Annotated in this window: 12 protein-coding genes and 1 tRNA gene; 4 read left to right on the top strand and 9 right to left on the bottom strand. The window is 39.6% G+C overall.

Annotated elements, in window-relative coordinates:
- Positions 1 to 2: 2 nt before the first annotated feature.
- The 4 genes from iscX to ACQ2HE_RS13720 all read right to left on the bottom strand — a co-directional run bounded on the left by iscX (position 3) and on the right by ACQ2HE_RS13720 (position 3,086).
- The gene (gene iscX, locus ACQ2HE_RS13735; protein ID WP_430895908.1) at positions 3 to 242 is read right to left on the bottom strand and encodes a Fe-S cluster assembly protein IscX; all 240 of its coding nucleotides are present in this window, start codon (positions 240 to 242) and stop codon (positions 3 to 5) included.
- Between the two features lie 3 nt (positions 243 to 245).
- A complete protein-coding gene (locus ACQ2HE_RS13730; RefSeq protein WP_430895910.1) occupies positions 246 to 581 on the bottom strand; it encodes a 2Fe-2S iron-sulfur cluster-binding protein in 336 nt (111 codons plus the stop codon).
- A gap of 138 nt (positions 582 to 719) precedes the next feature.
- The gene (locus ACQ2HE_RS13725) at positions 720 to 2,876 is read right to left on the bottom strand and encodes a carboxy terminal-processing peptidase (RefSeq protein ID WP_430895912.1); all 2,157 of its coding nucleotides are present in this window, start codon (positions 2,874 to 2,876) and stop codon (positions 720 to 722) included.
- 136 nt (positions 2,877 to 3,012) lie between these two features.
- A tRNA-His gene (locus ACQ2HE_RS13720) sits at positions 3,013 to 3,086 on the bottom strand.
- A 110-nt stretch (positions 3,087 to 3,196) separates the two neighbouring features.
- On the opposite strand from ACQ2HE_RS13720, the gene ACQ2HE_RS13715 reads away from it, so the two are divergent.
- From ACQ2HE_RS13715 to ACQ2HE_RS13700, 4 genes are all read left to right on the top strand, one after another.
- Positions 3,197 to 3,805 (top strand): DUF445 domain-containing protein, encoded by a 609-nt coding sequence (locus ACQ2HE_RS13715; RefSeq protein ID WP_430895914.1) that lies wholly within the window; start codon positions 3,197 to 3,199, stop codon positions 3,803 to 3,805.
- Between the two features lie 146 nt (positions 3,806 to 3,951).
- A complete protein-coding gene (locus ACQ2HE_RS13710) occupies positions 3,952 to 6,624 on the top strand; it encodes a TonB-dependent receptor (RefSeq protein WP_430895916.1) in 2,673 nt (890 codons plus the stop codon).
- A gap of 132 nt (positions 6,625 to 6,756) precedes the next feature.
- Positions 6,757 to 7,428, top strand: coding sequence for an SGNH/GDSL hydrolase family protein (locus tag ACQ2HE_RS13705; RefSeq protein WP_430895917.1), 672 nt, complete (start codon positions 6,757 to 6,759; stop codon positions 7,426 to 7,428).
- A gap of 1 nt (position 7,429) precedes the next feature.
- A complete protein-coding gene (locus tag ACQ2HE_RS13700) occupies positions 7,430 to 7,948 on the top strand; it encodes a hypothetical protein (RefSeq protein ID WP_430895919.1) in 519 nt (172 codons plus the stop codon).
- Here the strand turns inward: ACQ2HE_RS13700 and ACQ2HE_RS13695 are convergent.
- The 5 genes from ACQ2HE_RS13695 to pxpB all read right to left on the bottom strand — a co-directional run bounded on the left by ACQ2HE_RS13695 (position 7,943) and on the right by pxpB (position 13,013).
- Positions 7,943 to 9,202, bottom strand: coding sequence for a DUF4407 domain-containing protein (locus ACQ2HE_RS13695; protein WP_430895921.1), 1,260 nt, complete (start codon positions 9,200 to 9,202; stop codon positions 7,943 to 7,945). The genes ACQ2HE_RS13700 and ACQ2HE_RS13695 overlap by 6 nt on opposite strands.
- Before the next feature lie 141 nt (positions 9,203 to 9,343).
- Positions 9,344 to 10,546: an NRAMP family divalent metal transporter gene (locus ACQ2HE_RS13690; RefSeq protein WP_430895923.1), complete on the bottom strand. Its 1,203-nt coding sequence runs from the start codon at positions 10,544 to 10,546 to the stop codon at positions 9,344 to 9,346.
- A 16-nt stretch (positions 10,547 to 10,562) separates the two neighbouring features.
- Positions 10,563 to 11,330, bottom strand: coding sequence for a 5-oxoprolinase subunit PxpA (locus ACQ2HE_RS13685; protein ID WP_430895925.1), 768 nt, complete (start codon positions 11,328 to 11,330; stop codon positions 10,563 to 10,565).
- The gene (locus tag ACQ2HE_RS13680) at positions 11,315 to 12,301 is read right to left on the bottom strand and encodes a 5-oxoprolinase subunit C family protein (RefSeq protein WP_430895927.1); all 987 of its coding nucleotides are present in this window, start codon (positions 12,299 to 12,301) and stop codon (positions 11,315 to 11,317) included. The genes ACQ2HE_RS13685 and ACQ2HE_RS13680 overlap by 16 nt, the downstream gene beginning before the upstream one ends.
- A complete protein-coding gene (gene pxpB, locus ACQ2HE_RS13675; RefSeq protein ID WP_430895929.1) occupies positions 12,282 to 13,013 on the bottom strand; it encodes a 5-oxoprolinase subunit PxpB in 732 nt (243 codons plus the stop codon). The genes ACQ2HE_RS13680 and pxpB overlap by 20 nt, the downstream gene beginning before the upstream one ends.
- Positions 13,014 to 13,154: the final 141 nt, after the last annotated feature.

Raw genomic sequence — 13,154 nt, 5'->3', positions numbered from 1 at the left:
GTTTATTTTTGGTTATCGCGCCATTCGTACACCCAGCTACTTTGGATCATTTCCAAGTGTCCTTCGTTACTTTCTTCTCGCGTTCCAACAAAGTTAGGAATTTCCAGTACCCATTCCAGAAGATCTGTGAATCGAATTCGATAGATTTTTGCTTCAGAGAACTCGTCCCCGAAACGTTCGTATAATTTCAATGCGATGTCTTCGTAATCGCTCCATTTAATGGGTGGTTCAAAATGTGCCATATGTTATTCTCCTAAGAATTGAGTTTGGTCTGGTAATAATACAGTTATGTCGCCTGAACCGGGTAAAAGCACGCACTGGCAGCCCAGACGTGAATTTAATCGCGGATTAATTGCTCGGTCGATAAAGTCTTCTTCTTTATCGGAAAGCTCTTCAATGAACTGCTCTCCTTTTTCTACATAAAGATGGCAGGTGCTGCAAGCACAAACACCTCCGCAATTGTGATGAAGTTCAATTTCGTTCCCAAGAGCCAATTCCAGAATGCTTTGATCTGCCTCCACATTGTTCAACGTGATAGGCTCCAGTCCTTTTTGTTCGAATTTGAAAGTTATATTATACATAGTTTCTATAAATCGGTGCAAAAATAGGACAAAAACACCTGAGAATCGAGATGGTTTAAAAATGATTCCGTAATTCGGAACAGGCATAAAAAAACCGTTGAAAGCAAGTTTCAACGGTTTAAAAACTTCAAATAGCTACTATTTTTTGTTGTAAACCAGATTATTCTGAGTAACCATATCAGAAATTACATTGACTGCTTCGTCGAGGTAGATGTCTTTTCTGAGTGCGTTAATCCAAGCTTTGAAACGTTCTAGCTTACCATTGTCATATTCATATTTTTTCAAATCTTCATTCAAAGCCGTTACATCTACTTCAGCCGGAAGTTTAGATGCAGACTCAATCTCTTTCACCGCTTCGCGAATTTGCTTCTGTTCTTCTTGATATTTTTTCAAATTCAGTGTAACATCTTTATCGTTTTGAGTTGCGATCCAAGACGCGTTCTTTTGGATAAGACGAAAAGCGTTGCTGGCAGCTATTCTAGTTTCACTAGATTTCTTTACTGAGCTTAAGTCCAACTGATATTTCCAGTTAGAATACTCTGCTTTTTTAATTTCATCCCATGGCAAAGAAGATGGATCATCTTTCTCTCTCAATTTTGTATACTCATAGATATCAGGGAGGTTAATGTCTGAAGCAACCCCTTTCAATTGAGTAGAACCTCCGTTGATGCGGTAGAATTTTTGCAAAGTAAGTTTGATGGTACCTAGGTCGCTATTGGGATCTACCATACCTAAAATTTTATCCAGTCCGATGTTGCGTTGCACAGTTCCTTTACCAAATGTGGTTGTGCTACCGATGATAACGCCCCGGTTATAATCTTGAATTGCGGCTGCAAATATTTCCGAAGCAGAGGCGCTGAATTCATTAACCATTACTGCAAGTGGGCCATCGTATAGAACTGATTTATCACGATCATAAAAAACTTGCGGATTGCCTTCACGATCTTTCACTTGCACTATTGGGCCGCTTTCGATAAAGAAGCCAACCATTTGAACTACATCGTACAATGAGCCTCCGCCATTGTTTCGGAGGTCCATTACGATACCGTCCACTTTCTGCTCTTTCAATTTGATAATTTCCTTTTTCACATCTTCAGAACATCTGGCTCCTTTTGCGTCAGAGAAATCAGCATAGAATTCAGGAAGGTATATGAATCCAATTTTACCTTTTGGTGTGTTTATCACCGCGCTTTTTGCAAAGGTTTCGTCTTGTACAATTTCATCACGAATGAGACTAACAGTTTTGGTAGTTCCGTCTGATTTTTTAAGCGTTAAGCGCACTTCAGTACCTTTTGTACCTCTAATTATCTTAACAGCGTCTTCTACAAAGAAACCCGTTAGGTCAACAGGTTCTCCGGCACCTTGAGCAACTTTCAAAACAATGTCTCCTACTTGTACTTGTTGAGATTTCCAAGCGGGGCTACCTGCCAATAATGTAGCAATTTTAATATTCCCGTCTTCTTCTCTCAAAGAAGCTCCAATTCCGAAGAAGCGGCCACTCATTTGTTCGTCGAAGTAACGTTTGTCTACCGGTGGAAAAAAGGTGGTATGAGGATCCATACTCTCCGTAATCACGTTGATATAGGAATTGAAACGATCATCTAGAGATATTTTACTCAACAAGCGCTCGCTATAATAGCGTTCCATGATTTTCAAAACTCGTTCGCGCGCCTCTTTTTCTAAGTCGCCATCTGATTTTGCGACAAACCCGGCAGTGTTTTTACTTTTCTCGCGGTTTTCAAGAAGGTCTGAATATCGATCCAATACAGCATACTTCAAATATTTTCTCCAATACTCCTTTCGTTCGGCCTCATTTTTCGGGAAATCATATTCGTCGGAATTGAAGTTTGCTGATTCCGATTTTGTAAAATCGAAAGGTTTGCTTAGGATGTCTCTGTAAATAGCGACGATCTCCGGTAAACGCTTTCGCATTACTTCATCAACTGCCGGTACAAAAAGTACATTGCCTCCAAGAATCTCATCGTCTAAACGAGTTTCAAATTTCTTGAGCGTTTGGATATCTGATTGAAGAAGGATTGATTTTTTTTCATCAACATATTTATCAGCTAAGAACTTTTTGAAAATGTACTTAGAATATTCGTCGTCAATTTTCTTAGGACTGTAGTGAACCTGCTGAAGCATGTCTCCCACATTATGAAGAATCTTTTCATATTTACCTGTGGGTGCTCCACCCCAACCGAATGTTTTAAAAGCGACGATTAAACCGGCTCCTAAAAACAACACGAGTACTGGCAAGGTTCTTTTACTAAACATATAATTAAGGACTTTTAACATGATACCAAAAATAACGATAAAAGGCATCAGATGTTGCTGCCTAAAACGAATATTAACAAGTGATTGTGTAAAAAACGAAAAATTACGTACGAAAACAAGGGGAAATAAAAATCCCGCAATATTTGCGGGATTGTTGGGTGGCTAACCGGGTTCGAACCGGCGACCCTCAGAACCACAATCTGATGCTCTAACCAACTGAGCTATAGCCACCATTTGGGCTGCAAATGTAGGGAGAAAATTTAAACTACTCAAAAAACTGGGCTGAAAATTTACGGGTCACGATATTTTGGTCGTTCTTTGCGCATCTAAAAGAAAAGTCCATGATTTGGTTGAAGTTTATTCTCATTCCGTTGATTTCAGCATTTATTGGTTGGTTCACCAATTGGATCGCAATTAAAATGTTGTTTCATCCTCGCTTACCGAAGAAAGTTTTGGGAATGACTTTTCATGGTATTTTTCCTAAAAGACAACAGCAATTTGCAGAAAAATTGGGCAAGTTAGTGAGTCAGGAATTGCTTTCCTTTAGTGATATTGAGGCTAAGATCACTTCGCCCCAAAACATCGAGAAAATCATGCCTTTTGTAGAGGATCAGGTAGATCACTTTTTGCGTCATAAACTAAGTGAGGCATTCCCTATTATTTCTATGTTTATTGGGGAGAAAACGATTGCAGAATTGAAGGGCGTTTTCATGCAGGAGTTAAAAGTAATTCTTCCTAAAACGCTGAAGTCATATATGGGTAATCTCCAACAAGAATTGGATCTCGAGAAAATAGTGACTGAAAAAGTGGCCGGATTTTCTTCCGATAAACTTGAGCAAATTCTGCTACAAGTGATGTCGAAAGAATTTCGCTTTGTAGAGATCATTGGTGGGGTTTTGGGATTTGTTATCGGATTACTTCAGGTGTTACTCACACTGTTTATTGGATAAGGCTGCTCACAAAGCATTCATTTACAAGGCCGTAAACCTTTTCACCTGCCATTTGTTAGGGTGTGGTTACCACTCATCACTTTAATACAGGTTTTACAATTATGTGACGTCCAACTTTGCACACTCTCAACTCTATTTTTAAGATTATGAAGAAATTATTACCAGTTATCCTTATGTGTTTTTTGGCCACCAATTTATGGGCTCAAATACCCGGTGGCGGTGGTCGTCCGGGAATGGGCGGAGGACAGAATATGAATATGGGTCGATTTTACGGCAAAATTGTTGATTCTAAAACTAATAAAGGTATAGAAGCAGTTTCAGTTCAACTGATACAAAGCAAATTCGACACTGTTTCAAAGAAAAGAAACGATGTTGTTATTGGTGGGATGTTTACCAATAAGAACGGCGAATTCAGTTTGGAAAACTTGCCAATCATGGGCAATTTCAAACTTAAGATAACGGCGATAGGTTATAAGACCTTGGAGCAGAAAGTTGCATTTGAAATGAAATTTGGACAAGGTACGGATATGACTCAGGCGATCGCCGGCATCGATAAAGACCTTGGTAATATTAAGATTGAAGAAGATGCCAAAGTACTGGAATCGGTAACGGTAACCGGAACCAAGCCTTTAGTAACCAGCAGCATTGACCGCAAAGTGTTTAATGTTGAAAAGAACATTACGTCGGTAGGTGGAACAGCAGTAGATGTAATGAAAAATGTTCCCTCATTGAACGTTGATATCGATGGTAACGTAACACTTCGAAACAACGCTCCCCAAATCTTTGTTGATGGCCGCCCTACAACCTTAACTTTGGATCAAATTCCGGCTGACGCTATTCAAAGTGTGGAAGTAATTACCAACCCATCTGCTAAATTCGACGCGTCGGGTGGTACATCAGGTATTTTGAACATCGTCTTAAAAAAGAACAGAAAAGCCGGCTACAATGGTAATCTTAGAGCCGGAATTGATCAAAGAGGTCGATTCAATTTGGGAGGTGATATCAATGTTCGTCAAGGTAAAATCAATGCCTTTGCCAGTGCAAACTATAACCAAAGAAAGTCCATTAGTACCGGTACTACAGATCGTTTGACCTTGGTAAATGCCCCCAATACTTTTCTCTTACAAAATGACAAGAATATCAGTTTGGGATATTTTGCCTTTATGCGTGCCGGTTTCGATTATTTGATCGACAATAGAAATACGCTTACCATTTCAGGAACCTATGTAAATGGTAAGTTCCAACCGGAATCGAACAGTGATATTCGCGTTGATACACTTGGTGCTACAACAACAAGTTCTTTCAGCAATCGATTCAATAAAAGCACAGGTGAATTTAAGAACAAAGGAGGCTTGCTAAGTTTCAAGCATAACTTTGCAAAAGCAGGCAAGGAATGGACTGCCGATTTGAATTATAATAAGAGTAATAACAGTAATAGTAACTCCATTACAACAAGTAAAAGAACGAGCCCCAGCGGTCCGAATTTATTCCCATTCCAGCAATTAATTGCAGGCGGTGGCGATAACCAAACAATTACGATGCAGACTGACTATGCCGATCCGATCACTGCAAACAGTAAAATTGAATTTGGCGCAAGAGCTCAACTGAGAAGCATTAATAGTGAAAACATTATCAGTTTTGTGGACAACCAAGGGAACCCCGTTAAAGTTCCACAGTTGTCTTCCAAATACAAAAACAGTGACAATGTTTACGCCGGTTATGTGACTTTTCAAAACAAAATAAAAAACTTTGGCTATCAAATTGGTTTGAGAGCCGAGAGTTCAGAATACAATGGAGAAGTAAACACAGTGAATTCGAATCAGAAAGATACCGTTCTAAATTATTCAAATAGTTTTCCGATAAGTTTGTTTCCCAGTATCTTCTTGAGTCAAAAGTTGAAAAATGACCAGGAACTACAATTCAATGTTTCAAGAAGAATCAATCGTCCAAACTTCTTTCAACTTTTCCCATTCACTGATTATTCAGACACATTGAATCTTTCCAGAGGAAATGCTAACCTGGTTCCCGAGTTTACTTACTCAGGAGAATTATCGTACAGTAAAACTTATGGAGGAAACAACTCTTTGATCATTTCAGCATATGGTAAGTATACAGACAAATTGATTACGCGTTTTCAAGTTGCTGAACCAAGTGCCTTGAATCCGTCGGATTCAGTGTTGATCAATACTTATATCAATGCTAATTCGAGCTATGTAACAGGATTAGAGTTCATAAACCGACAGGTAGTAACCAAATGGTGGGATCTCACTTCAAATTTAAACTTATTTACTTCTAAGATCAATGTATCTGATCCTTCATTGAAACAGCAGGACAATGTATACAGTTGGTTCTTAAAGGTGAATAATAGTTTTAAACTACCTAAAAACTTCTCAGTTCAAGTGAGTGGCGATTACCAATCGAAAACCATCCTTCCTCCAGGCGGTTCTGGCGGCAGCGGCGGCGGTGGCGGCCGTGGTGGTGGCGGTGGTATGATGATGTTCGGAGGCGCTCAAAGTGCATCCCAAGGTTACATTCGCCCTAACTATGGTATGGATATAGCAGTTCGCTACGATTTCTTAAAAGAGAAGAGAGCATCGCTTACGTTGAACTTTAGTGATGTGTTCAGAACCAGAAGAAACGATGTGTATTCTGAGTCAGCCTTCTTTATTCAGAACAGCTTTAGAAGAAGAGATCCTCAGTTTTTCCGATTGAATTTTAGTTGGAGATTCGGTAAAATGGACATGAGCTTGTTTAAACGCAAAAACATGAAAGGCGAAATGGAGGGTATGCAAAATGGCATGCAAGGGGTACAGCAATAGTTTTTGTTCTTGCTTTAATTATACAGGGGATTTCGAAAGAAGTCCCCTTTTTTATATCATTTTTGAAGTGGGTCTCAAAAGAAAGCGATAACATCAACTCATAATACCTGTCATTTTCGGATATTTGTTCTTATGAAGAGAAGTGTTGAACTTGCCATTTTACTAATAATTCTATTAACCATGGGATTCACGACGAAGTTGGAAAAGCAACTTACTTACCTAGCTTTGGGCGACTCATATACAATTGGGGAGTCTGTTTCCCAAGAGCAGAGTTTTCCTTATCAAGTAAAATCAATGCTTGCTGAAAAAGGAATCGAAATTACTCCAACGGTGGTAGCCAAAACAGGATGGACAACAGATGAATTGATGAAGGGGATTGAAAATGCTACTCTTCTGCCTAAATACAACCTGGTAAGTCTTTTAATTGGAGTCAACAATCAATACAGAGGCTGGTCGAAAGACACCTACAGAAAAGAGTTTACCGAGCTTTTGAACAATGCCATTGTATTTGCAGGTGGGGTAAAATCACATGTGGTGGTGGTTTCGATTCCTGATTGGGGTCAAACTCCATTTGCTGAAGGCAGAGATCGAATTCAAATTGGAAAAGAGATTGATGCATTCAACGCTATCAACAAAGAAGTAGCCGATCGTTTCGGGATATCTTATATTGAAATTACCCAGGGTTCAAGAGAGGTGAGTAAAGATGCTACATTGGTTGCGGGAGATGGCTTGCACCCCTCAGGGAAGGAATACCACAAATGGGCAGCAAAAATCGCTGCTTATTTCAGTTCACTAAAATTATAATATGAATATATTGTTGGAAGAAGAAAAGCAATTGCAAATAGCCAAGCCCAAAAAGATCTATTTTCCTGCAACGCTCGTTTTATTCTTGGGATGTAGTTATATAGTGGCGCAGATCTCAAGTATTCTCTCAAACAAAAGTATTCTGTTTAAGATAAGCGAAGGCCAAGTTCGCTTTTCCTTTGGCGAAATTCTTCAGGAACTTAGATCTTATACGTATATACTTATTGCAATAATTGGTGGAATACAACTCTTAAGATCGAAAAAGATTGGCTGGATTCTTTCCTTCGGCTTCTTACTTTATATGATCATTGTAATGGGAGGACTTTTATACCTACCTATACAAATGGGAATGTTTGAATTGGTTACTTACCTTGGATTTGTATTTTTGTTTTTAATCATTCTTGCAACCGGAGTATTTCTTTTCAAAGATGTTAGAACCTATTACAAAATAGGGCCAGCACAATGGCTGGCCGTATTGATACTATCAGGAATATTGGCGGCGTCTCTGTTTCTGTCATAAAATATTTCTTTCATCAATAGTATATCGTTCCTTAATTTTTCGCATTACCTCGTCCATTGAAGGACGATGGTCTTTCGGATTCCATTCCCCTCTCTCCCATTTATCGAGTTCTTCATCGATGTATTTCTTTTGCAATTGATTCATTTGCTTGAGCAGTTCTTCTCGATTTTGTTTTTGATTCATTTTGAAATGCTCTCTCAATCCTGATCGCGATTCTTTGTCAAATCTCATAGCATCTTGTTCCTCAGCCATCGCGATTAATTCTTCCTTCGCTATTGCTAAGTCATAAGGGCCCACAGGCATGATCATTTTCGAAATGATAGGTGCTGTTTCAATGATAATAATGAGTAATGAAATCAGCAGCACTGAATAAAATACACTCGATTCCTTTTCACTCAAATCACTCAATGCTTTGTTACGTTCCAAAAAGCCATTGGTATTGGCTAATGAAGTCTCAAAGGCCTTTCTTTTCGATTCTAGACTCGATCTATTGTTAGTAAGAATTGAATCCTTTGTTTGTATTGCAGCGCGAATTGAAGCTAATTCCGGCTGTTTGGCTGCTACTGTTTGAACATAGGCTTGTTGTTTCAAAAGCGTCAGTGCTTCGATGCCTCTTTGGCCGGAGCCACCCGTTCCGTCGGCTTCACGAATATAGGCTTGTTGCAACTGGTATAGAGAATCCTCAATTGCTCGCTGTTGTGTTATGAGTTTTTCTTTATCACTGAGAGCCGTTTGGTACTGGAGTGCAAACTCCTGTTGCAAAAGACTATCATTAATGCGAATTTTTTCGTGTTGATTGTATTTCATTTGTCCCTCGATCTCTTTTTCAAATAATTTCAGTTCAAGAGGACGGGCAATCGTAAACCCGATCAAAAGTGCCAATACAATTCTCGGTATTACCATTGACCATTGCTTCGATTTACTCACTCCATATTTACGAATGGTGGAAACCAAAAACCGATCGAAATTGAAAATAATCAGTCCCCATATGATCGCAAACAAGAGGCTCCACTCCCAAGAATTGAAAATGGTGTAGAAAGCATATCCTGCTGAAAGTGCGGCCAACACAAAAGTGGCTAATAATACGCCCCCTAATCCCGCGTATTTGGAATGTTCAGATGGAAAGGCTCTTAATTTTTCGGTGTGGGCACCGGCGCACCACCATAGAAAAGAAGATTTAGGTTTACTCGTTGTTCCCGTAAAGGAGTCATAATGGTACAAGCCATTATCTCCCTCATTAGAAGAAGTGTGCATGGTAGTCAATAATTAGGTTAACGTAAATTTTTACGGAAGAAGTTGGAGTAAGAACAACACAAAAAAAAGAAATAAAGTGTAAAAGAACTGTGAATCCTTTCACAAAATGAAAAATGGGATATGTTTAAGATCGAGTGGAGGTTACCTCCAAAGTTTGGGAATTTCAGATATGAACAAAAGAATGGAGAGCCAAGTCATAACCGCCACTACCAACCAGCCAATAACCGACAGCCAGCGGGGGTGTTGGTAATGTTGCAAATAGTTCTTCTTATTGGCTGCCAGAAGCATTAAAGCCAATGCAAAAGGAAGAATCACCCCATTGAGGGCTCCAACTGCCACAAGTACGCGCACGGGTTGACCAATGAGTAGAAAAATCCCAGTCGAGAACACTATAAAAGTACTGATAAGCACCCGTTCTTGCTTTAAGCTGAATGGGTGAATCACTTTTAGAAAACTAACAGAAGTGTAAGCTGCTCCTACAACAGAGGTAATTGCAGCGGCCCAAAGTACCAAACCGAAAAAGAACTGACCTAAAGAGCCTGCCGCCGATTGAAATACGCTTGCAGCTGGATTAGCAGCGCTTAAGACAACTCCATGACTTACCACCCCCAAGGCAGCAAGGAACAATAGAATGCGCATGACGCCAGCCAATGCAATTCCTTTAATACTTGCATTGGTAACTTGTTTTATTGAATCTGTTCCTTTGATGCCGGCATCTAAAAGTCTGTGTGCACCAGCGAAGCTTATATAACCACCAACCGTGCCCCCTACTAAAGTAATGATCGCCCTTGCATCAATTGCATCCGGAAAAACACTGTGTTTAATTGCTTCAAATACGGGAGGGTTGCTCTTCTTGGCAATCCATGCCGTTAAAACGATCATGAGCAATCCCATTATTTTGGAAAACCAATCAATTGCTTTACCAATTTCTTTTACCCAAAAAACAATCAAGGCAATTACCATGCTAATCAACACACCAAAAGTTGGATGGGCTAAATCACTGTCGATACTGGTTAATACATTGATCCCCAAACCTGCTCCTGCAATATTTCCAATATTGAAGGCAAGGCCGCCAAACATCACTAATACAGTTAAAACATATCCTGAACCTTTGAAAACATCGTTTGCGATGAAAGGTGCTGGCTTTTCAGCGATCGTAATGATCCGCCAAATATTCATTTGTGCGGCAATATCTAATAGAATCGACATTAGAATAACGAACCCAAAACTTGTAGTGAGTTGCTGCGTAAATACAGTTGTTTGTGTAATAAAACCTGGGCCTATTGCTGATGTTGCCATTAAAAACGCAGCACCTAGAAAAGCAGAAGACTTGAATAATTTCATCTGTTGGATTTTATTTCTAGTTCCATTGAATTGCAATGCCATGTTCGGTCAAATCTTTCTTTATTGCTATTGCATAATCCAAAGCAAATTTGCCATCTCCATGAATGCAAATAGTATCAACCGGCAGTGCAATTTGTGATCCATCAACACACACAACGGTACCGGTAGTGGCCAATCGGGCAACCTGTTTTAGCATCTCTTCTTTGTTTTCAATAAGCGCATTTGGGCTTTTTCTAGACGTGAGTGTTCCATCGATTTGATACGTTCGATCAGAAAAGCATTCTGATCTAACTTGAATACCTGCCTCTCTTGCCCATATTGCCATTCCCGACCCTGAAAGACAATACAATTGAGCTTCCGGAGCAACTTCTTTTACAGCATCGATGATTACTCCAGCTAATATCTTATCGTTAGCTGCCATGTTGTAAAGTGCCCCATGAGGTTTTACATGATGCAAAATTGCACCACTCCAATTCACCAACGCTTTTAAGCCTGCAATTTGAAAAATCAGTTCCTGAAACAATTGATTGGGGGCAGGCGCACAATTAGATCTACCGAAATTTTCACGATCGAAAAAAGAAGGGTGTGCTCCTATTGCAAGGTTTTTATGATAAGCCGATTCTATAATAGTTGATGCTACAATTGGATCACCTGCATGTGCGCCACAGGCTAGATTTATGGAACTTACATAATCCAACAGTCGAAGATCTTGCTCCAATGAGTAGTTCCACAAATGAGTGGACTCTCCCATATCGCAGTTGATATCGATTACTTTTTTATCCATTGATTGATACGTTCTATGCATTGATCTACAATCCCCTTTAGTTCCTTTTGTTGTTCAATGTAACTATTTTCTGCTTCATAAAGTGAAACCAACTTGAAGTGCAAAGTTGATCTAGGAGTTATTTGCCCAAGTTTATTCCAGTGAGCCTTTATTACATGGCCAACGCGCGGATAGCCACCTGTTGTTTGATGATCGGCATTCAATATGAGTAAGGCCCCATTTGGTAAAAGTTGCAGCGTGCCACGCTGAACACCGGTGGAAAGCATTTCCACTGGTTCAGTCAATTGTAAGGCATCTCCTTCCAAATTAAGGGCCATTCGATCAGAATTCGTTTTTATTTTATAAGGTTGCGAAATTTTAGTTTGAAAGTCCAAGACTTTGTTTGCTTCCTTTCCCGCAACTATTGATAGTACATTTGATTCTTTATAAAAAGATACATCATCCACTTTCCATGCTAACTCTTTGATTGGATGATGGCAATCCATTTCAGGACAATTGAGTACCGATTCTTTAAACTCTATTCGATCCATTTTTACAAGTGATCTTCCTTGAAAGCCTCCAACTTTGGCTTTCAACAAAGTGGAATAACTATCCAACCATTTTTCGAGTTTAAAGCCCCCATGTACTGCAACATAGGTGCGAGCTCCAAAAACCGGCGATTCGAAATGTAATACCTGCCTTGCTCTCAAAAAAACGGGTTTGTTCATTGAAATGGGAGTACCGTCAACATTTGGGGTAAAATTTGCCCCTGTAATGCTGATCAAACAATCTTTTTCAATTAATATTTGGGGAGCCGGAAAATGGCACTCTAAGACGGCCGCTTCCTGCGGGTTTCCAACTAAGGCATTGGCGAGTTGAAATGCGATTGGATCGGCAGCTCCACCGGGATTAATACCCCAGTGGCTATAGCCGAATCGGCCCAGATCTTGAAAACTGTCGAGTATTCCTGGTTTAATGATGAGTATCGACATGCTTTAAGGAATTCAAGTGATGATATTCTTCTAAACTTATTGGAACAAACTTTACCTGATCTCCAGGTTTCCAAAAAACGGGATACGTTTTTGTAGGATCAAAAATGGTTATGGGAGTTCTTCCCAGAACATGCCAGCCACCCGGACTTTTAAAAGGATAGATACCGGTTTGCCACCCGGCAACAGCTACTGATCCGGCTTCAATGTTTTCGGGTCTGTCTTTTCTCTTTGTAAACAAATCACCCGATACCGTTCCCATGTAGGCAAAACCAGGTGTAAACCCGATCATATATATATTATATACAGCCGCAGAATGCAAGTCGATTAGTTTAGGGATGGGTAGATTTTTCTTTTCAGCAAGCCTTTGTAGATCTGTTCCCAAGCTCTCATGATAACAAACCGGAATCTGATGCAAACTACCCGGTACATCTTTATTTGAACAAGGATGATCGAGGATACTTCTGATTTGCAATTGTATCCATTCAATAGGTGAGCCTTGGAAATTAGGCTGCTTGTAAATTTGATAGGCGTCTATATACAGGGTCAAGCTATTATATGCCGATATAATTTCTTTAATACCAACTAGTTGTGCATCCAATAGTCGGTTTTTCAAATGAATAATTTCTTGTAATTGGCCCACGCTAAAATCCGTTCCTACTTCAATAGTAAGAGCGGCATCACCAAGTGTATAAAGTTTGTAGGGGCCCGGCATAAGATCTATTAAAACTGTTTCTAAAGTTACCCTTAAAAGTGCAAAAAGGGAGTTTGGCGCGGCTGAGGCGTTTAAAAATAAGTTTAAGTTTGCGTAAAATATTGAAAAACAGGCAAATTAGGTATTGTTATTTACAAATGT

Origin of the sequence: Endoryza foliicola (genome assembly GCF_050589245.1) — a bacterium.
In the GTDB taxonomy this organism is placed as follows: Bacteria; Bacteroidota; Bacteroidia; order Chitinophagales; family Chitinophagaceae; genus Endoryza; species Endoryza foliicola.
Note: the sequence above shows the minus strand (reverse complement) of the source record. Positions and strands in the feature narration are given on the sequence as shown.

Bases quoted from the DNA above. Each gene is read 5' to 3' on its own strand.
- iscX (WP_430895908.1), bottom strand. From the start codon at position 242: ATGGCACATTTTGAACCACCCATTAAATGGAGCGATTACGAAGACATC.
- ACQ2HE_RS13730 (WP_430895910.1), bottom strand. From the start codon at position 581: ATGTATAATATAACTTTCAAATTCGAACAAAAAGGACTGGAGCCTATC.
- ACQ2HE_RS13725 (WP_430895912.1), bottom strand. From the start codon at position 2,876: ATGTTAAAAGTCCTTAATTATATGTTTAGTAAAAGAACCTTGCCAGTA.
- ACQ2HE_RS13715 (WP_430895914.1), top strand. From the start codon at position 3,197: ATGATTTGGTTGAAGTTTATTCTCATTCCGTTGATTTCAGCATTTATT.
- ACQ2HE_RS13710 (WP_430895916.1), top strand. From the start codon at position 3,952: ATGAAGAAATTATTACCAGTTATCCTTATGTGTTTTTTGGCCACCAAT.
- ACQ2HE_RS13705 (WP_430895917.1), top strand. From the start codon at position 6,757: ATGAAGAGAAGTGTTGAACTTGCCATTTTACTAATAATTCTATTAACC.
- ACQ2HE_RS13700 (WP_430895919.1), top strand. From the start codon at position 7,430: ATGAATATATTGTTGGAAGAAGAAAAGCAATTGCAAATAGCCAAGCCC.
- ACQ2HE_RS13695 (WP_430895921.1), bottom strand. From the start codon at position 9,202: ATGCACACTTCTTCTAATGAGGGAGATAATGGCTTGTACCATTATGAC.
- ACQ2HE_RS13690 (WP_430895923.1), bottom strand. From the start codon at position 10,546: ATGAAATTATTCAAGTCTTCTGCTTTTCTAGGTGCTGCGTTTTTAATG.
- ACQ2HE_RS13685 (WP_430895925.1), bottom strand. From the start codon at position 11,330: ATGGATAAAAAAGTAATCGATATCAACTGCGATATGGGAGAGTCCACT.
- ACQ2HE_RS13680 (WP_430895927.1), bottom strand. From the start codon at position 12,301: ATGTCGATACTCATCATTAAACCAGGAATACTCGACAGTTTTCAAGAT.
- pxpB (WP_430895929.1), bottom strand. From the start codon at position 13,013: ATGCCGGGCCCCTACAAACTTTATACACTTGGTGATGCCGCTCTTACT.